Source organism: Streptomyces sp. NBC_00576, assembly GCF_036345175.1.
Classification (GTDB): Bacteria; Actinomycetota; Actinomycetes; order Streptomycetales; family Streptomycetaceae; genus Streptomyces.
On the sequence record NZ_CP107780.1, the window covers coordinates 4,605,079 to 4,629,381 of the forward strand.

At 69.9% G+C, this 24,303-nt stretch carries 20 protein-coding genes and 1 pseudogene; 10 read left to right on the forward strand and 11 right to left on the reverse strand.

The window, feature by feature from the left end; translation table 11 throughout:
• Window positions 1-6: 6 nt before the first annotated feature.
• Window positions 7-225: pseudogene (locus OG734_RS19515) on the reverse strand (DUF234 domain-containing protein); the annotation flags it as partial.
• 497 nt (window positions 226-722) lie between these two features.
• On the opposite strand from OG734_RS19515, the gene OG734_RS19520 reads away from it, so the two are divergent.
• The 3 genes from OG734_RS19520 to OG734_RS19530 all read left to right on the forward strand — a co-directional run bounded on the left by OG734_RS19520 (window position 723) and on the right by OG734_RS19530 (window position 3,646).
• Window positions 723-1,418: a response regulator transcription factor gene (locus tag OG734_RS19520; RefSeq protein WP_330288801.1), complete on the forward strand. Its 696-nt coding sequence runs from the start codon at window positions 723-725 to the stop codon at window positions 1,416-1,418.
• Window positions 1,419-1,447: 29 nt separating this feature from the next.
• Window positions 1,448-2,731, forward strand: coding sequence for a sensor histidine kinase (locus OG734_RS19525; protein WP_330288802.1), 1,284 nt, complete (start codon window positions 1,448-1,450; stop codon window positions 2,729-2,731).
• A 108-nt stretch (window positions 2,732-2,839) separates the two neighbouring features.
• Window positions 2,840-3,646 carry a hypothetical protein gene (locus OG734_RS19530; protein ID WP_330288803.1) on the forward strand — a complete coding sequence of 269 codons (807 nt, stop codon included), beginning with the start codon at window positions 2,840-2,842 and terminating at the stop codon, window positions 3,644-3,646.
• A 235-nt stretch (window positions 3,647-3,881) separates the two neighbouring features.
• On the opposite strand, the gene OG734_RS19535 is transcribed toward OG734_RS19530, so the two are convergent.
• The 4 genes from OG734_RS19535 to OG734_RS19550 all read right to left on the reverse strand — a co-directional run bounded on the left by OG734_RS19535 (window position 3,882) and on the right by OG734_RS19550 (window position 6,209).
• The gene (locus OG734_RS19535; RefSeq protein WP_330288804.1) at window positions 3,882-4,229 is read right to left on the reverse strand and encodes a nuclear transport factor 2 family protein; all 348 of its coding nucleotides are present in this window, start codon (window positions 4,227-4,229) and stop codon (window positions 3,882-3,884) included.
• Window positions 4,226-4,909, reverse strand: coding sequence for a TetR/AcrR family transcriptional regulator (locus tag OG734_RS19540; protein ID WP_330288805.1), 684 nt, complete (start codon window positions 4,907-4,909; stop codon window positions 4,226-4,228). Before OG734_RS19540 ends, OG734_RS19535 begins: the two co-directional genes overlap by 4 nt.
• Window positions 4,910-5,054: 145 nt before the next feature.
• Window positions 5,055-5,516 carry an SCO4402 family protein gene (locus tag OG734_RS19545; protein WP_330288806.1) on the reverse strand — a complete coding sequence of 154 codons (462 nt, stop codon included), beginning with the start codon at window positions 5,514-5,516 and terminating at the stop codon, window positions 5,055-5,057.
• A 177-nt stretch (window positions 5,517-5,693) separates the two neighbouring features.
• On the reverse strand, window positions 5,694-6,209 hold the full coding sequence (locus OG734_RS19550; protein WP_330288807.1) for a TIGR03668 family PPOX class F420-dependent oxidoreductase: 516 nt from the start codon (window positions 6,207-6,209) through the stop codon (window positions 5,694-5,696).
• Between the two features lie 177 nt (window positions 6,210-6,386).
• Between OG734_RS19550 and OG734_RS19555 the strand changes: the two genes are divergently transcribed.
• Entirely contained in the window at window positions 6,387-6,740 is a 354-nt protein-coding gene (locus tag OG734_RS19555; protein ID WP_330288808.1) for a hypothetical protein, read from the forward strand.
• Between the two features lie 264 nt (window positions 6,741-7,004).
• Here the strand turns inward: OG734_RS19555 and OG734_RS19560 are convergent, their stop codons facing one another.
• From OG734_RS19560 to OG734_RS19575, 4 genes are all read right to left on the reverse strand, one after another.
• Window positions 7,005-7,766, reverse strand: a complete 762-nt coding sequence (locus OG734_RS19560) for a class I SAM-dependent methyltransferase (protein WP_330288809.1) — start codon at window positions 7,764-7,766, stop codon at window positions 7,005-7,007.
• Between the two features lie 139 nt (window positions 7,767-7,905).
• Window positions 7,906-9,435 (reverse strand): hypothetical protein, encoded by a 1,530-nt coding sequence (locus OG734_RS19565; RefSeq protein WP_330288810.1) that lies wholly within the window; start codon window positions 9,433-9,435, stop codon window positions 7,906-7,908.
• Between the two features lie 226 nt (window positions 9,436-9,661).
• Window positions 9,662-11,524, reverse strand: coding sequence for an ABC transporter ATP-binding protein (locus OG734_RS19570; protein WP_330293713.1), 1,863 nt, complete (start codon window positions 11,522-11,524; stop codon window positions 9,662-9,664).
• Between the two features lie 281 nt (window positions 11,525-11,805).
• The gene (locus OG734_RS19575) at window positions 11,806-13,029 is read right to left on the reverse strand and encodes an MFS transporter (protein ID WP_330288811.1); all 1,224 of its coding nucleotides are present in this window, start codon (window positions 13,027-13,029) and stop codon (window positions 11,806-11,808) included.
• A 92-nt stretch (window positions 13,030-13,121) separates the two neighbouring features.
• Between OG734_RS19575 and OG734_RS19580 the strand changes: the two genes are divergently transcribed.
• The 3 genes from OG734_RS19580 (at window position 13,122) to OG734_RS19590 (ending at window position 17,145) form a co-directional block, all read left to right on the forward strand.
• Window positions 13,122-14,117, forward strand: a complete 996-nt coding sequence (locus OG734_RS19580) for an ArsR/SmtB family transcription factor (protein WP_330293714.1) — start codon at window positions 13,122-13,124, stop codon at window positions 14,115-14,117.
• 9 nt (window positions 14,118-14,126) lie between these two features.
• Window positions 14,127-14,630, forward strand: coding sequence for a glutathione peroxidase (locus OG734_RS19585; RefSeq protein WP_330288812.1), 504 nt, complete (start codon window positions 14,127-14,129; stop codon window positions 14,628-14,630).
• Window positions 14,631-15,351: 721 nt separating this feature from the next.
• Window positions 15,352-17,145 carry a hypothetical protein gene (locus OG734_RS19590; RefSeq protein ID WP_330288813.1) on the forward strand — a complete coding sequence of 598 codons (1,794 nt, stop codon included), beginning with the start codon at window positions 15,352-15,354 and terminating at the stop codon, window positions 17,143-17,145.
• 111 nt (window positions 17,146-17,256) lie between these two features.
• Here the strand turns inward: OG734_RS19590 and OG734_RS19595 are convergent, their stop codons facing one another.
• Entirely contained in the window at window positions 17,257-20,547 is a 3,291-nt protein-coding gene (locus OG734_RS19595) for a D-alanyl-D-alanine carboxypeptidase (protein WP_330288814.1), read from the reverse strand.
• A gap of 218 nt (window positions 20,548-20,765) precedes the next feature.
• Here OG734_RS19595 and OG734_RS19600 point away from each other — a divergent pair, with 218 nt between their 5' ends.
• From OG734_RS19600 to OG734_RS19610, 3 genes are all read left to right on the forward strand, one after another.
• The gene (locus OG734_RS19600) at window positions 20,766-21,521 is read left to right on the forward strand and encodes a GOLPH3/VPS74 family protein (protein ID WP_330288815.1); all 756 of its coding nucleotides are present in this window, start codon (window positions 20,766-20,768) and stop codon (window positions 21,519-21,521) included.
• A 481-nt stretch (window positions 21,522-22,002) separates the two neighbouring features.
• Window positions 22,003-22,860 carry a helix-turn-helix domain-containing protein gene (locus tag OG734_RS19605; RefSeq protein WP_330288816.1) on the forward strand — a complete coding sequence of 286 codons (858 nt, stop codon included), beginning with the start codon at window positions 22,003-22,005 and terminating at the stop codon, window positions 22,858-22,860.
• Window positions 22,861-23,088: 228 nt separating this feature from the next.
• Entirely contained in the window at window positions 23,089-23,298 is a 210-nt protein-coding gene (locus OG734_RS19610; protein ID WP_319209146.1) for a DUF397 domain-containing protein, read from the forward strand.
• A 102-nt stretch (window positions 23,299-23,400) separates the two neighbouring features.
• Here OG734_RS19610 and OG734_RS19615 read toward each other — a convergent pair whose 3' ends face one another.
• Window positions 23,401-24,255, reverse strand: coding sequence for a hypothetical protein (locus tag OG734_RS19615; protein ID WP_330288817.1), 855 nt, complete (start codon window positions 24,253-24,255; stop codon window positions 23,401-23,403).
• Window positions 24,256-24,303 lie beyond the last annotated feature (48 nt).

The window sequence follows — 24,303 nt, forward strand, 5'->3', positions numbered from 1 at the left end:
CGCGGGCAGGTCGACGTCGGTGTCGCGGGTCCAGTACCCGCCGGTCGCCGGGGCGGCGGGCAGTATCCCGTCCGGGAGGAGGCGGGCGAGGGATTCACGGACCAGGGGTTCGATCGCGCGGCCCCGTCGGCTCGTCCTCCGCTCCTTGATCCGGCTCAGCGTGAGATCTCCCCGCATCCCTTCGATCTCCGCCATGTGCGGATCCACGAACGCGAGCCAGAACCGGCGCGAACGCGGCGCCCAGGACCTCCGCGTCATCAGCGCCGGCGGCCGCGACGCCCTGGCCGAACTGCGCCGCCTGCTCGCCGTCATCGGCGACGACAACGACCGGCCGCAAGATGCCCCGCTCGCCCCGCAGCCCGGCCTCGCCGACCTCGACGCCCTGCTCGACCGGGTCCGCCGCCGGCCTCGCCCGAGCCGGCACCGGCCCGACGCACGACACGGGACTCGCCCGGTCGAGCCGACCGCGCCTCCGCCCGGAGTCGACGTGCCTTCCTACCGCGGTACTACTCAGCACTGCCGTATTCGGTCCCGCGGTACCGATGACATACGCGTTTTCCCGCCTAGTTTGACGGCAGGTCGCACACGTCTGATCCCCACCGTGATCCGGCCGAACCCTCTCTCCCCAGCCAACCCTGCCGGTCCCGCTCCGGGCACCGCCTCCCATCGAACACAGCCGCCTGCGGAATCGACGCACAAACGGGTCCGAAAGGGAACAGGACATGACCACGCCTGCCTGCCCCTGCCTGCTCGTCGTGGACGACGAGCCGGGCATCCGCGCGATGCTGACCATGGCCCTGGAGTTCCTGGGCTTCGAGGTGAAGTGCGCGGCCACCGGCCGGCAGGCTCTTCAGTCCGTCACCCGGCGCGCCCCTGATCTGGTGCTGCTGGACGTCAACCTGCCCGATCTGGACGGCTTCGAGGTGTGCCGGCTGCTGCGCGAACGCGGCCTGGCCATGCCGGTTCTGTTCCTCACCGCCCGCACCGAACTCGACGACCGGGTGCGTGGGCTCGATCTGGGCGGCGACGACTTCGTCACCAAGCCGTTCGAGCTGAAGGAGGTGGCGGCCCGTGTACGGGCGTTGCTGCGCCGTTCGGGGGGTGGCGAACAACCTGCCGTCAGGACCCGGTTCACCGTCGGAGACGTACGGCTGGACGCCGACACCCACCAGGTGTGGGCCGCCGACACCCCCGTACACCTGACGAGCACCGAGTTCGCGCTGCTGCGATACCTGATGGAGAACTCGGGCCGGGTGCTGACCCGCGCCCAGATCCAGGAGCGGGTCTGGAACCACCGGGATGAGAACTCCGGACTCGTGGACACCTACATCTACTACCTGCGGCGCAAGCTGGGCGGCCGACGGCAGGCGCTGATACGGACGGTGCGCGGGGTCGGGTACCAGCTGTGCGCCGACTGACCCGGTCCGTCGGCCGTCGCGGAAGTCCGTTGCCCGGACCCCGCCGCTCGCGGCCCCGCATCGTGACGTACGGCCTGGCCACCGCCACTCTTGCCGCACTCGGCGGTGCCGCGCTGCTCTCCGCCTGGCTGCTCGCCCACCACCTCCAGGCACAGGCCGACCGGGACCTGGAGAAGTTCCGCGACGTGCCGCTGTCGGCGCCGGCCGCGCCTCGGGCGGAATCCGACCACATGGACCCGGACTACGTGGTTCTGCTCCTGGACCCTCGGGGGCGGGTCGTCGGACGCCGCACCGGCTCCCCCGACCTGCCCGACTTCCCCCGGCTCACGGCGGACCGGCTGGGCGCGTACGCCGCCCGCGCGCACCCGGTGACCGTCGGCCCGCGCGGCCAGTTCCGCGCCCTGGTGGTGCGCGATGCCGACCAGGGCGGTTACCACGTCATCGCGCGTTCGACGGCCGCCACCGAGCGGGCCGTCAACCGGCTGCTGTGGTGGCAAGGGGTGCTCCTGCTCATGACGGTCGTCGCCGGAGCGAGCAGGCTGCACCGCAAGGAGGCACACGACCGACGGGAACGGGAACGCCAGCTATGGGAGTTCGTGGCCACCGCCGGCCACGAGCTGCGCAACCAGCTCACCACGATCGCCGGTTACGCCCAGCTCGCCGGGGCCGCGGGCGAGTCGGACCGGCATCGGCAGATGCGCGACAAAGCGCTGGGGCGGTTGACGGGCGAGATCCAGCGGATGGCCTCGCTCATCGACGAGCTGACCCTGCTGCAACGGCTCGACCTGGGCCGGCCGTTGCGGTGGCAGCGCGTCGATCTCGCCGAGCTGTGCCGGGAGGCGGTCGCGGCGGCACGGGACTGCCACCCGGACCATCCGGTACGGCTGCTCATCGCGCCCTGCGAACACACCGTCCACGGCGATCCGCAGCGGCTCCACCAGGCCGTAGCCAACCTCTTGACCAACGCCCGTGTGCACACGCCCCCGGGCACCACGACGACGCTGGGGCTGGGCACCGAGGACGGACACCGGGTCATCGAGGTGATGGACGACGGGCCCGGGGTGCCGCCGGAGCTTCGCGACACGGTCTTCGACCGCTTTGTCCGGGGAGAGGAAGCCACGGCCGCCGGCAGCGGGCTGGGGCTCAGCGTCGTCGCGGCGATCGCGGCGGCGCACGGAGGAACTGTGGGCATGGAGCCGTCCGGGCAGGGCGCGTGGTTCAGGGTCCGGCTGCCCGCGGCCCCCGGGGAGCGGGTGGCCCCGGCGCTCGTGCCCGGGCCCGTCGTCCGCTCACGACCGCGCGGGGAAGTCTGATCCGATCCTGCTGCCACTCCGATCGAACCCTGATCTTCCGATGCCAACCTGTCGCGGCAGGTGCATCTCCCGCACTTCCTGGTTCAGTGTCCAACGATTGGGGTCCCCGTGATTTCCCGTTCCACGATCCAGCGCACAGGAGTTGCCGCGCTGCTGAGTCTCGCCGCGGTGATGGCGACCGTCTCACCGGCCAGTGCGGCCACCAACATCCGGGGCGCCGAGCCGTTCGACGCCGACAGGCTGCTGATGAGCCTGTGCAACGGGCGAACCGACACCCAGGAAGGCCTGATCAACGTCCAGACCGGCGAACTCAGGCGTCTTTCGGACTGGAACGACATCCGGGCCCCCTGGGAACGCTATATGGGCCGCTGCACCTACCCCAAGTCGTCCAGCTGGACCTGGACCGGCGGCGAGGCACGGGTCAGTGACACCATCGTCAACTGCAGTTCAGGCTCCACGCTGAGCCAGAACATCACGTCCACCGGCAGCACGACCAGCACCACGAGCAACAGTGTCACCGGCTCGGTCGGCATCCAATGGACGCCTCTCAAGGAGGTGCTGTCGATCCAGGCGGGTGGCGAGTACACGCGGAGCTGGTCGTACGCGACGACGAAGGGCTGGTCCAAGACGAGCAGCCTCACCGTGCCGCCGCGCAGGGTGGGATGGATGGTCCAACGCCCGGAGATGCGTACGGTGCGGAGCAACCCGGTCTTCCACGTCGAGGCCTACACCTGGAACACGCTTCCCTTCGCGAATTGGGCCACCGTCAACAGCTGGCGCGGCCGCGGCTACCGCGACATCAACTCGCAGGGCGCCTTCTACGACGCCTACGCCAACGTGACCAACGGCGACGGCTCACCCGTCGGCCAGATCGTGGCCCGCGACCGCGCGGTGACCAGCGGCGACCGCTGCTGAGGCCCGCCGACCGGGTCAGCCACCGAGCCCGCTTCCGCCGGATGTCCGGCGGCGGCGGGCTCCGTGCTTTTCAGCGGGCCGTCGGCCGGCAGGCGTCCCTGGTGAGCTCGTCCCGGAGGTCGGGATCTTCGTACCGCAGCCGATCACGGTCTTCGATGGGCGACTCCGAGGCGGGTTCAGCCCCTTGGGTGCCCAGGATTCCACCAACTCGCGCACTTCCGGCCGTCCGAAGTCGTCAGGCGGGGAGGAAGAATCCGGTCACGTCGGCGAGGAGGCCGTCCCGGTGCACCCCGCTGCTCACGCCTGTCATGAACGACTCGCCGTCCGGGCCGACCTGGGTCCAGCGGGCCAGCGACCGGTCGTGGTGGTCAAGGACTTCGTCGATGCGGAAGCGGTGTCCGGGAAACGCCCCGGCGAAGCCGCCCATGTACGCGTCCAGCTCGGCCAGGCCGCCGACCTCGGTCCCCGGGTCCCGGTAGGTGACGTCGTCGACCGCGACCGCGCCGAGCGCGGTGAGCCGCTTCGAGGGGTCGGCCGACCAGCACGCGGCGTAGTTGTCCCAGAGCTGCTGTTGGTCGCTCATCGCTGTTCCTCTTGGTTGGCATGCATGGCTTGCGTGGCTTGCGCAGCTTGGTTGGCTTGCGCGGCTTGCTTGGCTGTGGCTTTCCTGGCACCGATCGATGCCAGGGCTCCGTCGGTGATGGTGCGCAGTTTGGCGGCGCCTGTACCGGACCGGACGAGCACCAGTAGGCCCTGGTAGAGCGCCAAGAGCTGGGCGGCGGACTCCTCGACGTCGAGTTCGGCGGGCAGTAGCCGCTGGGCCCGGGCTCGCGTCAGCGCGTCGGCGAAGCCGGACTCGATCGTCTCCAGCCCCCGGCGCACACCTGGCGTCACGTGCGGAACGGTGAACGACTCCACCGCGGTGTTGGTGAGCAGGCACCCGGGATCAGGTTCGGATTCGGATTCGGGTCCCATGCCGGTGTCGAACGCCGAGGTGAAGAACGAGCGGATGCCGGCCACGGGATCCTCCGCGTCCCGCAGGTGAACGCGAACCCTGCCCTCCACCACACGCTCGTTGTAGGCGTCCAGCGCGGCACTGAACAGGCCCTCCTTGCTGCGGAACGCGCGGTACAGGCTGCCCGGGTGCATTCCGGTCGCCTCTTCGAGGTCGCGCAGCGAGGCGCCTAGGTATCCACGACGACGGAACAGGCGCATGGCGGAGGCCAGCACCTCGTCCTGGTCCCAGACCTGTTTGCGGCCCATCAAGCACCCCTCTAGCGACCTTGCAGTGACCCTGTAGTGGCCCTGCCGCGACCTTGTAGTTGAACGACCGCTCACAAACTAGCATGCCGGTGTCCCCCGTGGACCGGCCGCCGGCCGCTGCTGTCGCGCGCTGAGCGTGGTCGGTTCAGTCCCGGTCGTCCTCAACCTCCGACGCCCCTTCAGTGGGCCTATGTTCGTGAGAAAGGTTGAGCTGTTCGTGCAGGAGAGCAGCAGCCTGGAGGTCGTTGGTGACCATCAGCTGAGCCAACCTGCCCGCGACTGCGATCACGTTGGTCCATGCTGGAGCATCTAGATAGACCTCATCCGAGGCTCCGCGACCTACCTCTTCCTGCACGGTCGAGTAGACCTCGCCCAGCTTTTTCATGAGCGTGACTTCTTCCTCGGTCCGCAGGCTCTTGCCCAGCCACGGCGCGGGATCGTCCGCGTTGCAGAAGTCGTCGAACAGAACGGCGACCACGTAGTCCAGGTCCTCGAACTCCTCCGGCCGCAGCCAGACATCGCGCTGCCACGAGGGACTCGCAAGGGCGAGAACCGCTGGCACAACATGAAGTCGGAAGACCGGGAATTCTATGCCGTGATCAATCACCTCGCGAGCCTACTGACGGACTGAGGGACAGCACCCGCTTGCCAAGGCACCTGTTCACGAAAATGCGGACAGGGCGGACAGGGCCAAATTCGAAGAGCCTCATCAGCGACGACCAGCGGCGAGCACCCGCAATGCCGCTACAACGATTTCGCCGGCCGCGCCAGCTGTCCCGGCAAGCTATGCGAAAGCCCAGCCGCTCCACTGCTCCACCCGCACGGCGACCACGGAGCCCTGGGGAGGGGTGTCCTTGTACTGGCCGTACCGGTCGTACTTGCCGCACAGCAGCTCTACCGCATGGAGCCGCTCCTCGCCGTCCTCCAGGACTTCCCCTCGACCGTCGGCACGAGCCCACCACAACCGCGACCAGTCCTCGTCGTAGTGGTCGACCAACACCGTCACCGACGGGTTCTCCCGGATGTTGCGCAGCCGCCGCAGGTTCCACGTGCTTTTGGGCTTGTGGTCGATGGCGAAGTAAAGGATGTCGTTCAGGACGACGAAGGTCACGGGTACCGCATGGGGTACCCCGTGCGAATCGGCAGTCGCCAACCGGGCGACGGACGACGCAACGAAACGCTCCCGAGCAGCGAGCGGCGAGAGTCTCATACATCCCACCGTAGTCACACAGATATCCGTGCCCCTGCCCTCATCCGCCACGAACAGGTCGCCGCAAGCCACGCCCGTGACTTTGTCCATCCCCGTCAGCGAGGCCGTTTCGCCGCCCCAGCTGTTGCGGTCGTGAGGAGCAGGCCGAGTTCTACGCGACAGTGGCCTCCGGCCGCGCCTTGGCACTCTGGCCTCAGATACCCGAGTCTCAGACCTGGACCACCGGATCGCGGCCCTCGCGGGTGCCGCATGACGACAAGGAACCGCATGGCAGACGGCAGGATCTTCCGCGAGGCGTGGATCGCAGGCGTACGCAAGCACTTCCCGGGCGAGCCCAAGTCGGGTTACGTGACGCCGTGGCAGGACACTCCCGAGTGGGAGCGCGAAGCCGCAGCCGCCGTGTGCGAACAGGTACGCCAATTCCTGGAGCTGAGCGCCGGCCACGCGGCACGCCTGAGTCGCGAGCAGAAGAGCCGGTTCGTCGCGACCTGCTGGACAGCTCAGATGTACAAGCACTTCGAGAACCCGAAGCCGGGTTATGTGGCCGACTGGCCCGACCTGCCCCCGTGGCAGCAGGAGACCGACGCCGACATCTTCGAGGCAATCGAGCAGGCAGCCTGACCTCGCCCCTGCCGCCCGCTCTCGTCCACCGCGAGGGCGGGTTTCCGTTGTTTCAGGCCCTCGGAGGGTCGCGCTGCCCGGTGGGCTCTGCCGGGGGTGCCGGAGCCAGGACGACCGGGGCGGGCCTGGAGCGCCCGGGCCGTCGGTACGCCGTCCCGATCCGACGGTGCGCGCTCTGGCCGCAGAGGTGCGTGCCGGGATGCGCGTGCCTCAGCGCGTCTGAGACCAAGGCGTCGGCCTTCGACGTGTGCGCCTGCGGAGCTGTCAGCCTGCCAGCCGAGCCCTCCAGATCTCCTCGCTGGGCCATTGCCGGGCCCAGTCGGCGGAAACTTCTGCGTAGTCCCGCGCATGCTGGGGTGCCTGAATCTCGATCAGGTCTTCCACGACGAAGCCGCAGTCCCGCAGCAGGCGGAGCATCTCACCGTGCGGCAGGATGAACTCCACACGATTCTCCAACTGCAGCCGATTCAGCCCGAATTGCCCGCGGGACAGGGTGGTGGATGCGGGCCCCTCGGGCGGCAGGCACAGCGCGTACAGCGGTGAGTAGCGCATGAACACCAGTCGGCCTCCGGGAACGAGAAGCCGGGCCGCCTCCGGGATCCACTGGTACGGGTCGCACCACAACGAGGCGCCGTATTCGCTGATCGCCAGGCCGAACGTGTTGTCCTCGTAGGGCACCTTCTCGGCGTTGCCCAGGACAAGGGGGAAGTCGATGCCGAACTCCGCCTGCATCGCACGAGCAGTGGCCAGTTGCTTCTCCGAGAGGTCGATCCCGACCGGGTGGGCCCCTGCTCTGGCCAGCCAGGCGGAAACGTAGGCGGTACCGCAGCCCAGCTCGATGGCGCGCATCCCGTCGATGCCGTCGGGCAGCACGCCGACCCGCGACTCAGGGGTGGCCCACAGTCCCCAGGACGGTTCCGCCTGCGCCCAGTGATCACGGGCCAGCGGCTCGTGCCACGCAGCCGCCTCGTCATCCCAGAAGCGTCGGTTTTGCTCCAGATGGGCCGCCGGGCCGTCAGCAGTCATGCAGGCATTCCACCGAAGAAGCTCGGGTGCGGCAACGGAATTACAAACGGAATGACAACGACGCCAGAGGAACATGACCGAGGGGCCCCTCCGTCCGGTACTGGACGGAAGGACCCCTGTCGTCGAAGGCCGGCGTGTGTCAGGCCGCCGGTTTCACCGTCGCCGGTGCCGTCGGGGTCGTCGCCGACGCCTCGCCCTTCGCCAACGGCCACTCCTTGTGCAGCTCCCCCAGCGGGATCCGGTGCTGGAAGATCGGTGTGCCGAAGATGGTCAGCTGGATCTGGAGGGCGCCGGAGAGGTCGATGCCCCCGTACAGGGCCCAGGAGCCGGCGGCCGAGCCCGTGCCGTCGCTCGATCCCTCCGCCGAGGCGTCCGCCTCCGCGCGGAGATACGGGGCGAGGTCGGCGCTGACGCCGACGGTGCCGTACAGGCCGATCGATGCCTCGGCGCCCAGGGACGCCTTGACGTCGCCCGTCGCCGTGACGTTGACGTCCAGCGGTGTGCCGGTCATCTCGGACTCGCTGACCGACTGCCAGCCCTTGCTCCAGGAGAAGGTGCCGCCGACGCGGAAGTCGCCCTTGAGGTCCTGCTCGACGTCGACGGTCACCTTGCCGTCGGCGTCGACCTGGAAGTAGCAGACCAGGTCGAGGTTGACGACGATCGGGATGGGGCCCGCCTGGATGACAGGGTCGGCGTGGAGCTTCGCGAAGGGGATGCGCAGGGGCTTACCGTCGGTCGTGCTGGTCCCGGCCGCGCGGCCCTTCAGCGACCACTGCGAGGCCCAGTCACCGGTCAGCCCGAGGAACGCGCCGCCGGGTGCGGAGCCGGTCCCGCCGCCGGAACCGTCGTACGAGAAGGCGACCTCGGGGGCGAGCTGGACGAAGCCCTGTACGGAGGCTGACGCCGAGGCGGGGGCGCCCTCGGCCGTGGCGATGGCGGCGCCCACATCGATGCGCAGGCTGCCCAGCGGGAGCCTGGCACCCTCGGGGCCGAAGGTGAGGTCGCCGGTCTTCGCCCAGGAGACCTTCACGCCCTCGACGAGCGGATCGACCTTGATGGCCGCCGGGTCCACCGGAACCTCGCCCTCGGCCTTGCTCTCACCGAGTACGGAGTTGAGTTCGGCGGACTTGGTGAGCACCTCCGTACCGCCGCTCGCCGCGTCACCGACGACCTCCGTCACCTCGGCCAGCAGACCGTCGGGGGCACCGGGAGCGGGGGCGCTGGCGATGACGTCACCGACGCGAACGGGGGCGGCGGGGGCGGCAGTTGTCTCCGACGCGGAGGGCGCGGGGGATGCGGGGGATGCGGGGGCGGAGGACGCCGGGGACGAGGTCGGGGTCGCCGGGTCGCCGGCGGGCGGGGTCACCGACTTCGCGGTGATGACCGCCCGGCCGCTCTTCCTGTCGTACGAGGCGACCTTGAGCGACGACTTCTGCGCCGCGTCGCCCGCTTTCGCAGCCTCCTGGGTCGCGACGGCCGTGGGGGCCTTGTCACCCAACGGAGCTTGTACGACGGCGAGTTGGTCCGGCGTCGGGGCGGCGGCGGGAGTCTCGGCGGCAGCCGGAGCCGCGCTGTCCGCCTCCGGCGACGAGCTTGCGGAGCAGCCTGTGGTGAGCAGGGCCGCGACGGTGACCGACGCCAGCAGGGCATGTCTGGTGAGCTTGTGCACGCGTGGGGGTCCTCGGGATCGAGTTGATCGAATGACGGGACGGGGCACGGGGGTTGAGAGCACGGGGATCGAGAGCACGGGGGTCGAGCACGAGTGGTTACCCCTCAGTAGCCATGCATGAGCATGCCAGCCCCGCGCGCCCCCGAAGCACGCTTCCATCACTTTCTTCACATCACGATCTCGTGATGTGGATCACTTTCCGCGCGCGGCCCGATCGCTGCCCCGCTCACTGTTCGCCGTCCAGGCGGTACTGCTCCGACTGCACCAGATACATCCGCCGGAACAGGCCCGGCCCGTCGCTGTCGGACCTCAACAGGTCCTCGAACGTGCCGTGTTCGGCGACGCGGCCCCGTTCCAGGACGTAGATCTCGTCCGCGTGCCGGACGCTGTGCAGGCGGTGGGTGATGAGGATGATCGTCTGGCCCGCCGCGGCGAGGCTGCGGATCTGGTCGAAGACGCGCTGCTCTGTCTCCGCGTCCAGGGCGCTGGTCGGCTCGTCGACGACCAGGATGCGGGCGTCGCGGTGCCGGGCGCGGGCGATGCCGAGGCGCTGCCACTGGCCGCCGGAGATCTGGTGGCCGCCCTTGTAACCACGGGCGAGGAGCGTGTCCCACCCCCGGGGCAGCGCGGCGATGGTCTCGTCGGCGCCCGCGTACTCGGCGGCGGCGTGCAGGTGTTCGTCCTCGTACGGGGCGTCCGGGCGGCCGATGGCGATGTTGACGCGGGCTGTGAAGGGCCAGCGGTAGAAGTCCTGGGCGACGACCGCGATCCGGTCGAAGAGGTCGCTGCGGTCGAGCTCGGTGGAGTCGAGTCCGTCCCAGAGGATGCGGCCGGAGTCGGGGGCGTACAGCCCGCACAGCAGCTTGGCGAGTGTGCTCTTCCCGCTGCCGTTGTTGCCGACCAGCGCGACGATCCGGCCGGTGGGGATGGTGACGTTCACCGCGTCGAGGGCGGGTTCGGTGGCCGTGCCCGGGTAGGTGAAGGAGACGTTCTCGAAGCGGATGGCGTCCACCCGGTCGGGTAGCGGGCGGCCGGTTTCCGGGATGAGCCTGCGGTCCGCTTCTTCGCACAGCCGTTCAAGGTCGGCGACGAACAGGCTTTCCTCGTAAAGGTAGTTGAGCTGGACGACCAGGGCCTCCAGGTTGGCGGACCCGGTCCGGATGGCGATGACCGCCGTACCGGCGACGGCGAGATCCATGGCCCCCGTCCACAGCAGCAGCCCGAGCACGCCGTACGCGCCGGCGGTCGCGATGCCGGTCCACCCGGAGGCGATCAGCCCGGTACGGGCGGCCAGCGAGGCGAGCCGGGTCTGTTCCCGCTCCCCCGTCTCGGCCATGGTCCTGAAGTGCCGCAGCAGGAACGGCCCGATGTTGTGCACCCGCACCTCGGGCGCGGCCTGCGTGTCGATCAGCAGCCGCCCCAACAGCTGCCCCGCGCGGGCGTGTTGGACCCAGGTGTGGAAGGAGACATACCGCCGACGGGCGATGGTGAGCGCGCTCCAGGCACTGGGCAGCGTCATCAGCGCGAGGAGCGGGAGGAGGGCCGGATGCAGCACCGTGAGCACACCGGCGGCCGCGGCCAGCGCGATGCTCGCCGTCATGACGGACGTACAGAACCGGATCATGCGCCGCGCGGACTCCGCCCCCCACTGCGCGGAGTCGAGGAGCTTGTGGAACTCCTCGTCCTCCACGGCGGCCAACTCGACCCGGGCGACCCGCTCCAGGTACTCCTCGGTCGCCACCCGGAACACCTTGGGCTCCAGCCGCCCGGTACCGGCGGTCGACGCGGACCGTAACAGCGCGCCGACGATCGCGGTGACCGCGACCACGACCAGCGCGGGTACGGCGTCCCGCAGCCGGTCGGCGGTGCCCCCGCCGGCGAGCAGCTGGGCGAGCACCCGGTTGACGGCCACCAGCCCGACCGCCTGCGCCACTCCCCCGCCCAACTCGGCGATCGCGACCCGACGCAGGGCGCGCGGGTCGGCCCGGTGGGCGAGCCGGATGGTGGCGCCGATCAGCCTCGGCATCCGCGCGACCATCGTCCGCAGCCCCAGCTCCAGAAAGGACCCCTGGTGCTGGTTCCACCCCATGTCGTACCTCAACGGCCCCCCGAACAGCAGGCGTTCGGACTCGGAGACACCGTCGTCGGAACCGGTGTCCCCTGCGGTTTGTCCGTCGGTTTCCCCTGCGGATTCCCCCTCGGCTGCCTGCTCCGCCTTCTCCGCCGTCGCCGCCTTCTCCGCTTTCTCCGTACGTTCGTCACGCGTCGTCATGCGAGTGGGTCCCCCTTGGCAAGCCGGTCGAGCCGCGCATGTCCTGCCAGTTCTTCCCGCGCGCGGAATTCCTCACCCGGTTCGGGGACCGGCACGCGTCACGTGCCGGAGCGCGACCGCTCCGCCGGGCTCGAAAGCGCGCCCCCACTTCCACCTCGGCCGCGCCCCTCCCGCCGCCCCGCCCACACCAGCCCCACCGTCACGCACACCGACCCCGCCGCCATCAGCGCCATCGCCGCACCCGGGGAGGCGAGTTGGGCGAGGGTGCCCGCCAGGGCCGCGCTCACGCCCTGCGTCGTGAGCATCCCGGCGGAGTGCAACCCCAGGGCGTGGCCCGAGAGTTCGGGCGGGGTGAGAGACATCAGGCGTTCCTGCTGGACGAGGCTGGCGCCGTAGCCCGCCGAGGCCACGCAGACCGTCAACGCCGCCGTCCACACACCGGGGTTCAGGGCGAAGAGCAGATTCGGCACCGCCAGCAACAGCAGCAGCGGTACGGCCAGTTGGCGGCGCAGCCGGGGTGGCACGAACCGGCCGATCGTCACGTCCCCGATCAGCATGCCCAGGGCCGCGCACGCGAAGAGGGTGCCTGCGGAGTCGGCGTCGTAGGACACGTACAGGGACTCGACGCCGACGACCATGCCGTTGGGGATCCAGAGGCCCAGATAGGTGAGCCTGCGCGGACGAGCCGACCACAACTGGGCGTTCGTACGCCATGTTTGGGCGATGGACGGGCGGCCGGAGAGGCGGGGCGGGCGGCGGGTCAGGCCGAGGCGGGTCACCAGCGCGCCCGCCAGGTAGAGGGTCGCCGAGGTGAGGAGGGTGGTCCGGGGGGAGAGGGTCGCCACCATGACCCCGCCCGTCGCGAAACCCGTGATCTGCATCAGCCCGTTGGACATGTTGAAGACCGAACGCCCCAGCAGATAGCCGTCCTTCTCCAGGATCTCGTTGAGCAGGCCCCAGCCGACCCCCGCGCCCAGCGACGCGATCAGCCCCAGGGCGAACAGCAGGGCGAAGACCACCCCTATCGGCAGCCCCGGGGTCGCCATCGCCGCCGTACCGACCGCGAAGGCCAGCGCGATGCCCGTCAGGGTCGCGCGCGGCGGCAGGCGGTCGGAAGCCGAGAGCAGGGTCGTCGCGCCCACCACCTGGGCGAGTTGGGGGCCGAACATGCTCAGGGCGGAGAGCAGGGGCGAGCCCGTGGCGCGGTAGGTGAGGGTGGCGAGGGCCAGGCCGCCGATCGTCGAGGCGGCCGATCTGAGCGCCGTGGCGAGGAAGAGGGGGGTGAACTCGCGGGTGCGGAAGAGGGCGGAGTAGCTGCGCATGCGGGGAGTCTGCGAGGGGCACCGGACTCCCGTTATTGTTTCGCGCACACGCGAAACATCAGCCGCGTATGGGCATCGACGGAGGTACGGGCATGGGCTGGTGGCAGGTGAACGCCGACACCCTCGCCCGCAGCCGGTTCGTCATCTCGCCCCTCACCGAGACTTTCGCGAACCTGCACCTGCTGCACGCCGGGACGGCCTCGCACCTCGGCGAGCGCGCCTGGCTGACCGCCCACCTGCCCGCGTACCGCCACCGTCTCGCGCACGACCCGACGACCGCCCTCCTCGTCCGCGCCGGCCTCGGCCGCGACTGGACGGCCGACTTCCTGACCCCGACTCCCCGCTACGGCGAGACGTTCGAGGAGGCCGTCGACCGCGTCCGTACGGTCTCCCCGGCCCTCGCCCGCGACGACCTCGCCCGCTCCCACCCCGGTCCCCTCCCTGCCACCCTCGCCGACCGGGACGACCTCCCGGACCGCGCCGCCGACCTCCTCACCTACGTGTGGGAGGAGGCCGTACGCCCCTACTGGGACCGGCGTCGGCGCATCCTCGAAGCCGATGTGGTCGCGCGGACCGCGCGGGTCGGTCAGGACGGCTGGGCGGCGGTACTGGACACGCTGCGCCCCGGGACCCGCTGGCTCGGCGACAACCGGCTCCAGATCAACCTGTACGCGAACCCGCCCCGCGAGATCTCCGGCGCCGAGCTGGTCTTCGTACCCGTGACGCCGAAGGCGGGGTGGGTGTCCTGGGAGGAGCCGGAGCGGTACGCCGTCATCTACCCGTGCACGGGAGCGCTGGCCGAGCACCGCGGTGGGCGTACGGCGTCCGCCGCTCTCGGGGCGCTGCTCGGACCGGCGCGGGCCGCCGTGCTCGTCCTTCTCGACTCGCCGCACAGCACCACCCAGCTGACCGCCGTGACCGGGCAGACGCTCGGCTCGGTCGGGCGGCATCTGCGGGTACTGCTGGACGCGGGGCTGGTGGAGCGGCGGCGGGCGGGGCGGTCGGTGCTGTACTCGCGTACGGCCGCCGGTGAGGTCTTGGTCAAGGCTTCGGGGGCGGGGGCGGAGCCCGACACCTACCGGAGCTAGCATCCGCTTATGACCACAGATGCCAGTTCCTCCCCCCTCAACGTCGAGATCGGCGCCCTCCAGGGCGGTTCCGCGGACCTCGCCCAGTACGCGGGCAAGGCCGTCCTCATCGTCAACGTCGCCTCCAAGTGCGGGCTGACCCCGCAGTACGCGGGGCTGGAGAAGCTCCAGGCGCGGTACGCAGACAAGGGCTTCACCGTGCTCGGCGTGCCCTGCAACCAGTTCATGGGCCAGGAGCCCGGCAGCTCCGAGGAGATCGCCGAGTTCTGCTCGGCGACGTACGGCGTGACCTTCCCGATGACCGAGAAGGTCGAGGTCAACGGGGACGCGCGGCACACCCTGTACGAGCGCCTGGTCGGTTTCGCCGACGGCGAGGGCCACACCGGCGACATCCGCTGGAACTTCGAGAAGTTCCTCGTCGGCCGCGACGGCCAGGTCGTCGCCCGCTTCTCCCCGCAGACCGAGCCGGAGACGGACGAGCTGGTGGGCGCGGTGGAGAAGGCCATCGGCTGACCTGCCTCGGTTCACTGGATTGTTCAGTGGATTGTTCAGTGGATTGACCTTGCCCTTGGGACAAGGTCGAGCGTCCTGTGCCACCGGGCCGACCGTGCCCGGTGACGGAGGATGTCGGTGTGAGCTGACCGCCCTCACCTACGTCTACGCAGGTGAGGGCGTCCATACCACCCCGCGCAGACCGAACGCGCCCGTCGGCCGAGTCGTGCGTTCCGGTCGCCGACGAGGCCGCCGCGCGGGCCCGGGGGCCGAGGCGCACGGGCGGGCCTGGGCTACGCCCGCTTTCGAGGCGGTGGAGCCAGTGGATGGCCGGGCCGGTGTGTGACATCGCGTTCCCCATCGGATCCTGAGGAAGTCCGGGGAAGTCCCGGGGGAACCCGTACAGAGCCTGTAGGAGAACCCGGAAAAACAGCCCTGAAATTGCCTGACAGGTGTCCGGAAGGGCTCGGCCTGAATTATCCGGTCGCGCCCGCCCGGGAACCGTCCGAAGCTGGTGGGGCTCTCTTCCGTCATGCCCCGGTCACCACCCGGTCACATGGGGCCCTGTCAGCCAACGCCCGGGGTGCGATTAGCGTCTACCCCGGAGAAACCTCCAAGAGACTCCCTGAGACTCCAAGAGATTCCACAGGACAGACACCGCCAGTTCGTCCGCGCGCGCCCGAGCCGAACCGAAACGGAAGTTGCAGTGGCCTTTGCCGAGCTGACCCCACGCAGACCTGCCATGCGTGCCGACAAGCCCACGCAGGCACGTGAGGTGTGGCACGAGCGACACCGGGTGGCCCTGACGGTCACCGCCGGCGCGGTGCCGCTGTACTTCGTGTGGTGGGCGGTGTTCGCGACCGGCGGCGGCGACCTGGCCGCGCAGGTGGCGTGGGCCGAGTTCGCGAAGATGTACCCCGGCTCCGCATACAACCTGTTCTGGTACGGCGGCCTGCACGCGGCCAACTACAGCCTGATGTCGCCGTACCTGATGGCCGCCATCGGTGTCGTCGCGACCACCATGCTGTCGGGGGTGGCCGCCACCGTGCTCGGTGCGGAACTCGTCGCGCGCACGGGCGTGCGCAAGCCGCTGTGGCCGGCCGTGGCGGTGGGGTTCTCGCTGTGGTGCCAGGTGATCTCGGGGCGCTCGACGTTCGTGCTGGGCACCGCCTTCGGGATGGCCGCCGTGCTGGCCGTGGTGAGCGGGCGCAGCACGCGGCACCTCGGCGTGGCCGCCGTGTGCGCGACGCTGGCCACCACCGGCAGTCCCGTCGCCGGCCTGTTCGTCCTCGTCGTCGGCGCCGCCTATCTGCTGTCGCGCGACTGGGGCCGGGCCGCGGCCCTGCTGGTGCCCCCGGTGGCCGTCGTGGGTGTCACGACGCTGCTGTTCCCGTTCGAGGGCGAGCAGCCCATGCCGTTCGCCCGTATATGGCCGCCCGTCGTGCTGTGCGCGATCGTCGTCCTGACGGCTCCGAGCGCCTGGCGCACACTGCGTCTGGGCTCCGCGGTGTACGCGGTCGGCGTGGTCCTCTGCTACCTGATCCCGACGCCGATCGGTACGAACGTCGAGCGGCTCTCGGAGTTGGCGGCCCCGGCGACGCTGCTCGCCATCATGATGTACCGGACCGAGCGGCGACGGCAGGGCGAGGAGCCGAGTGAGGGGTCGAGCGCGAGGCCGAGTGAGAGGTCCAGCGAGGAGTCGAGTGAGCGGCAGGCCGGGGAAGCCGCCACGGCTACCGCCACCGCTCCCCGGCTGCCCCTCCCCTGGTTCACGCCCCGGCGGCGCATGGTGGCCCTCGGGCTCGCGATGGCCATCGCGGTGAGCTGGCTGTCCGGCAAGACGATCGCCGACATCGTCACCAACACCACGGTGCCCGAGTGGGCCGTCAAGACGGACGGCGTCGTGAACGAGCTGAAGCGGCTGGGCGCCGAGGAGACGCGCGTCGAGGTCGTACCGGCCCGCGACCACCGCGAGGCCGCCATCCTCGCCCCGTACATCAACATGGCCCGCGGCTGGAACCGGCAGGCCGACGTCGAGCGGGGCCGGCTCTTCTACGAGGGCCACGGCGGCACCGAGGAGCCCGAGGGCGGCTTCTCCGCCGCGTCCTACAAGGCGTGGCTCTCCCAGTGGGCGGTGGGCTTCGTCGTCCTCGTCAACGGCGAACCGGACGGCCCGGCGAAGCTGGAACACGCCCTGGTGACCAGCGGGCCGAGCTATCTCCAGCCGGTCTGGGAGGACGCCAACTGGAAGATCTACCGGGTCAAGAACGCGACCCCGCTGGTCGACAAGCCCGCCACCGTGGTCAGCGCCGACGGCGCCAACCTCGTCGTCCGGATGCCGAGGGCCGGTGAGGTGACCGTACGGATCGCGTTCTCGCCCTGGCTGTGGGCGGAGAACGGCTGCCTGACGGACGACGGCGAGTTCACCAGGCTGACCGTCGAGCAGCCCGGCGACATCCGGATCAGCTCCGCGTACGGCGGCCCGTCCCGGGAGACGGCGTTGCAGTGCGAGAAGGAAACGGACGAGAACAAGTAACGGGGACCGCAACAGAGAAGCGCCTGCCCCGGTCGGTCCGACCGGGGCAGGCGCTTCTCTGTGTGCCGTGTGGTGCCGTGTGGTGCCGTGTGGTGCCGTGCTGCGTACCGCTCAGCCGACCCGTGTCAGCTTCTTGTCGTAGCCGGGCTCGACCAGGTCCTTCTGGAGCTGTACGGGCACCTTCACCGCGCCGCCCTTGCCGTCGCCCACGGTGAGGGAGCCCACCGCGGTGCCCGCCTTGGCGGAGTGCGGCAGGTCGTCGGCGGCCGCGAACGACAGCTCGACCTTCCGTCCGGCCCAGCCGACCGCCGTGACGTCCTTCGACAGCACGACCGGCGTCTGCCCGCCGAGGCCGTCGTCGACGTATCCGACGACGTCGCCCTTCTTGAGGATCTTCGACGAGAGCAGCGCATCCCGGGCGGCGATCATGGCCGTCTTGCTGACCGCGTTGACCGTGTCGATGATCGGCGCCGTGTGCTGGCCGAGGATCGCGCCGACGACGATGGCCGTCTCCCCGCCGACCTCCTTGGTGGCGGCGAAGAGCAGGTTGCCGCCGGCCGCGGTGGTGGTGCCGGTCTTGATGCCGATGGCGCCGTTGTAGGGGACGAGACGGTCGAAGTTTTCCCACTTCTTACCCGTGGGGTCGTACCAGACCGGCAGCTTGGTGATGTCCATCAGGGCCGGGATCTTCACCAGCTCGTTGCCCAGCTTCACCTGGTCCTCGGCGGTGGAGACGGTGGTCTCCTTGAGCCCGGAGGCGTCGGTGTAGGTGGTGTTCTTCATCCCGAGTTCCTTGGCGGTGTCGTTCATCTTCTTGATGAACGCGGCCTCGGTTCCCGAGTCCCAGCGTGCCAGCAGTCGCGCGATGTTGTTCGCCGAGGGGATCATGATGGCCGTGATCGCCTGCTGCTGGGTGAGGACGTCATCCTTCTTGGCGGTGGTGAGGGTGGACTCGCCGTCCTTCCAGTAGCCGGCTTCCTTCTCCGCGAGCGCGTCGATGGTGATCTTCGGCCCCGCCTCGCCGGACTTCAGCGGGTGGTCCTTGAGGACGATGTACGCGGTCATGGCCTTGGCGACCGACCCGATGGCGACCGGCTTCTGCTCGCCGAACTTCCCCATGGTCCCGACGCCGTTGACGTCCATCCAGCCCTGCCCCTCGGAGGGCCACGGCAGAGCGGCGGCCGTTCCGTCGAAGGTGTAGGAGTCCTTGGCGGTCAGCGTGAGCTCGGGGGCCGGCAACGGACGCATCGCCTGTACGACCGCAAAGACGATCGCCAACAGGATGGCCACCGGCGTCCAGATCTTGACGCGCCGCACGATCGTCCGCACCGCGGTGTCCCGGGGCGGCGGCGTGTTCGTCAGCTCGGCCAGCAGATCCAGCGGCGGCAAAGGCGGCAACGGCTGCTGCGTCGTCCGCTCCGGCCCCACCTGCGGGACGACGGCGGTGGCATCGGCGGCGGGCGCCTTGGGCGGCTGGGCGGCGGGCGTCCTGGGCGGTTCAGCGCCGGGCGGCGGCTTACGGGTGGCCGGGTCGTCCAGCTTCTTCAGGGCTACGAATTTGCTGGTGCGTTCAGCAACGGACTCGCCGTTGGCTTCCGCATCGGCGTTCGCGGCGGCGCCTGTCTCGCGCTTGTCGTCCTTGGGCTTCGCGGCCGGGACATCGGACAGCTTGAGCATCGTCGTCGGCTGATCGACCGGGGGTGCGGCGGGCGGGCGTACGGCTTTGAAGATGGCGGTGGGCTGGTCGACGGGCGGCTTGGGGGCCGGGTCGTCGGCATCCGCATGAGGTTCAGGGTCAGAATCGGCTTCGGGGTCAGCGCCTGCTTCGGCGCGAGCTTCGGCGTCGGCACCCGGATCCGCCTCGGCGTCGGCGTCGGTGCCAGCGCCGGCTTCGGCTTCGGCTTCGGCTCCGGCTCCGGCTCCGGCTCCGGAGCCTGCTTTTGCTTGACCATCGGCGTCGACACCCGGGACCGCATCGGCGACGACACGCGGGTCGGCGACGGCGACGGCACTGGACCCAGAGTCGATGCCGGAGCCTGCCCCGGTGCGCCCGTCGGCATCGGCATCGGCATCGGCATCGGGGCCAGAGTCCGCCTTGGCGCCAGCGTCGGCGTCGGCGTCCGCATCGGCGACGGAGTCTGCCTCGGTGCGAGCGTCGGCGTCGGCATCGGCGTCGGCATCGGCATCGGCATCGGCATCGGCATCGGCATCGGCATCGGAGCCAGAGTCTGCCTTGGCGCGAGCTTCGGCGTCCGCATCGGCGTCGGGGTCTGCCTCGGCGCGAGCGTCGGCGTCCGCATCGGCATCGACATCGACATCGACATCGGAGCCAGAGTCTGCCTTGGCGCGAGCTTCGGCGTCCGCATCGGCGTCGGGGTCTGCCTCGGCGCGAGCGTCGGCGTCCGCGTCCGCATCGTCGCCGACCCGCGGGTCGGCGACGGCGACGGCACTGGACCCAGAGTCGATGCCGGAGCCTGCCCCGGTGCGCCCGTCGGCATCGGCATCGGCATCGGGGCCAGAGTCTGCCTCGGCGCGAGCTTCGGCGTCGGCGTCCGCATCGGCGTCGGAGTCGGCCTCGGTGCGAGCACCGGGGCCGGAGTCGAGGTCTGCTTCGGCTTCGGCCGTCGTATTCGGCTCGGGCTCGGACGCCCCTTCGGGCTCAGGCTCGGTACCGGGCTCAGGCTCCGACGCTGCCTCGGGCTCCGATTCGCTCTCCTGTGCGCCCTCCGGCTCAGAGGAGTCCTCACCGGAGTCGCCGGAGGCCCCGTCGGCGACCTCAGGAGCCTCGTCAGCGGCCTCGGAGGGCTCATCCGGTCCGGCGTGGCCATCGGCCTCCGCCGCGGGCGCCTCGTCGCTCTCAGGGGCATCGGCCGGAGCGTTCACATCCGTATCGGGACGGTCTTCGTCGGCGGCACCCTCGACGCCTTCGGACTCCTCCGCGACCTTGCCCTTGGCGCCGGTCCCATCGTCGCCGCCGGCGACCCACGCGGCCACGGCCGCGCGCAACCGGGTGCTGCCCGACCCGTCGGTGCCGTCGGCCGGGGTGGCCTCGGCGGCATCCTCGGGCTCGCTCGCAGCCTCCGCGGCCGCGTCCGCCGTACTCACGTCCAGGTCGGCGCCGAGATCGGCGTCGGCCTCGACGCCGCCCTCCACGTCCGCGTCCGCGCCTTCCGCCTTCGCCGGAAGCGGCGGGCGGGAGAACACCCGCGTCGCCGTGTCCACGCCACCGCGCGCCGTGGACTCACGCTCCCGGGCCACCGCGAGCCGTGGGTCGCGTACCCCGGCGCCGGATTCACTCCTGGCCCCGGGAACCGGACCCGCGCTCCCCGACGTCGGTTCTTCCGACGACTCGCGCTGCTTCGACCTGTCGGGGGACTCGCCCGCCACCGATGCCTCCTTCATGCGCCGCACGTTCACCGTGCGTCTACCGAACCGTGAATCGTCAAAGGCAGCCCGAACGACACTGTCCGAACCACCTACCAGTGTCCTGTGCGCAGCCTTGACTCCTGCGGTAGACGAGAACGACATACCTACTGGTTCCACAACGAAGCGGTCACGCCCCCTCGACAGATGAATGTGAGAGGGGTCACCCTGTCATTCATCCACGCGGGGAGGCATGGATGGGCAGGAGCCGCAGATCAATTCCGGAAGAGCTTCTTCTGCTGGCGTTGGACCCGGCCACGGGTACCACCGCACAGCCGCAGTCGCTCGACCTCGGTCTGGCCGGAGCACAGCTAGTGGAGCTGGCGATGGCCGGACGGATAGCCCCGGACGGGGATCGTATCGCCGTGGTCGTACCACGGCCGACTGGAGATCCAACACTGGACTGTGCGTTGGAACTGCTTCGCCGACGCGGAGCACCCGTACGCGCAGTGAACTGGATTGGCGGGCCCCGCCTGGGGCTGCGTCAGACCTACCTCTCGCATCTTGAGCGGTGCGGCATGGTGCATGCCGTGGCGGGACAGATGTGCGGGGTGCTGCCGACGACTCGCTATCAGGCGACGGACACGGAGATCAGCCGGGAGATCAGAGCCCGACTGGACACCGCAATCCGCACCGGCGTTCCGCCGGATCCGCGGACGGCGGCGCTCGCCGCGCTGGCCCATGCGGTCGGTCTCGGCAAGCACCTGTATCCGGGTAACGAGGGACGTTCGTCCCGCTCCCGGCTGCGGGACCTGATCCGGCACGACCCCATGGGCGGACTGGTGGCCCACGCTGTCATGGACGTGCAGAACGGCGTCGCGGCCCAGCCGCGCCGCAGCCCGGCACCGGTCGGCCGTCAGGCCGCCCCCGGAGCCAGGTCCGCATCGGAGCCCGCACGCGGCGTTCCGATGCAGCCGCACCACGGATCGATGGCGCGCGCCGTGGCTCACTGAGCCGCAGTCCCGCGGCGAACGCCCGATCCGCGCAGCACCCGCACCACGCAGGACCACGCAGGGCATCAACAGCGCCGTACCGCAGTCCCCAAGACCGGTTCGGGAGCCGCTGGCCGCGCGGGGCGGTGAGGGACCGTAAGGACGTCCGCAAGGACTCCGAAACGGCCCTCGCCGCCCCGCGCGGACGCATGTCCGGATCCGGTGGCCGGCACAGACCGCCCAGCCCCGGCCGCCCGGCAGTGCCCGCCGACACATTGCGTCCGACACATGGCGTCCGGCACATGCGTGTCGGGAGTCGGCCGGAAGCGAGCCCGAAGGATAAGCGGAATCCGCCGAACTGGCGTGTACCGGGCGCATATCTCCCACCCAGACACCGCATATCCGCAGTTTCCCAGCGGTAGCACGCACCTTGGTGGCAGTCTGCTCAACAGCAGATACGGAAAGTGGCAAGTACAGGTACGCAGCCGGAGGTGCACGTCCCATGGCGTCCAACGTCAATCCCACCGTCAGGCGACGCCGGTTGGGCCAGGAGTTGCGCAGGCTCCGCGAACAGAAGGGCATGACGGCCGAAGAGGTCGCCGAGCGGCTGCTGGTCTCCCAGTCGAAGATCAGCAGGTTGGAGAACGGCCGCCGCAGCATCAGCCAGCGCGATGTCCGCGACCTGTGCGGGGTGTACGACGTCGAGGACCAGCGGATGGTCGACTCCCTGATGGAGATGGCCAAGGACTCCCGCCAGCAGGGCTGGTGGCACGCGTTCGGTGACGTCCCGTACAGCGTGTACATCGGACTGGAGACGGACGCGGCGTCGCTGCGGGTGTACGACCCCCAGGTCATCCCGGGGCTGTTGCAGACCCGCCCGTACGCGGAGGCCCTCATCACCGGCGCGCTGCCGGAGACGGCCTCCAGCGACATCGACAACCGCGTCCAGGTCCGGTTGCGGCGGCAGGAACGAATCACCGCCCTGGAGAACCCGCTGCGCCTGTGGACGGTGCTCGACGAGGCGGCGCTGCGCCGTCTCGTGGGCAACAAGCTGCTGATGCGGGAGCAACTCGAGTCCCTGGTCGAGCAGTCCCAGCTGCCGCACGTCACCGTGCAGGTCATCCCCTTCGAGATGGGGGCGCATCCCGGCCTCAACGGCCAGTACGCGATCCTGGAGTTCCCCGACGCGGCCGATTCCAGCGTGGTCTACATCGAGGGCGTCACCAGCGACCTCTATCTGGAGAAGGCGCAGGACGTACAGAAGTACAGCGTCATGTACGAACACTTGAGGGCACAGGCCCTCAATGTGGAACAATCCCGGCAATTCATCGCGGACTTGGCGAAAGAGTACGCACGCTGACGCCCTGGAGAAGCAAGGGACGCACAGTACACCTGCGCATCACGCCAGTGGAAGAGCCCGCTGGTATATGCCACCCGGTCGAGTGAACGACCAGTCCGCTTAACGGTGTTGGCGAGTAGCGTCGATCAGGCCATCGAAGAACAACGTTGGCGCAAACCGTGCCGCGGGCTCCGCAGGGTGCCCTCCGGTCGGCGACAGCAACTCACCACTGGTCAAAGCGGAGCGAACATGGCAATTCAGCAAGGCGCCACGAGCACCTGGACGAAGTCCTCGTACTCCACTGGCAACGGCGCGTGCGTCGAGGTCAAGTCCCCGATTCACGCGGCGATGGCGGTCCGGGACTCCAAGGTCCCGTCCGGTCCGACGCTGGCTTTCCCGGCCGACTCATGGAACTCGTTCGTGGCAGAGGTCAGTCGGGGAGCGTTCGACCTCATCTGATGCGTCACCGCCACTTCCCACAACTCCATAAGCACCGCAGGAAGAGCCCTCTCGACTGGCCCGCCGTCCTGGCCGAGGGGGCTCGGCCATGCCCGGCTCCGGTCACCTGAGCCGGTCGACGTACAGGTCGGTGCCGGGCACGGTGGGAATGAACGGAGCCACGAACTCCACCCGCCCCAGGCCGACTTCGGCCACATCCTCCCCCAGCCCCGTGAAGTACGGCTCCCAGCAGTCCCGTGGATCCGCCTCCAGGAACCACAGCAGCGTCAGCCGTACGTCCACGCCCTCGACCTGCTTCACGTACGTCATACGGTCGCCGGGCAGCGGGGTCGGGTGGAAGACGGTGACCATGGCGGCCGGTGAGGCGCTCAGGCGCTTGGGCAGGTGGCGGGTGCGGAGCCACTCCAGCAACTCCGCCCGCGCTGCCGGACTTTCGGCGTCGATGACCTGCAACACCAGTCCCGCGTACGGGTGGTCCAGCGCGTGGAAGTCCCGGGGGCCGGCGGCGCCGTCCCGGTAGACGGTCGTCTCGTGGTCCTGGAACGCCGTGAAGACGTGGGTACGGTCGTGATAGACGCGTGCGTCGCGGTTCAGGCGTTTGTTGATGCCGACGGTCCAGCGCATGTGGTCGGCGTAGCGGCCCTGAGTGATCCAGTACGTGGAGAGATAGCAGCCCGCGGTGACCGGTTGCGCGATCGCCGACTTCTCGGGGTAGCGCAGGAGTTGGAGGTCCCGGGGTGCGACCCAGCGGCGGCCGGAGAACATCCAGGGCATGGCCATCGCACCGGCGATGAAATGATCATCTTCGTACCAGCGGTTGTACGCGTACTCGTGGCCCGGGTGCGGTTCGACCATGGTGATGAGCGCATGGCCCGGGTGGACTCCGTACGGGCCGACTGCCGCGAGTTCGGCATACACCTCGCTGCGGGTCTCCTCGTCATGGGTTTTCTCGCTCATTCTCTTCCCCTTCCTCTCTCTTCCTCTCTCTTCCTTCCTCCTTCGGAC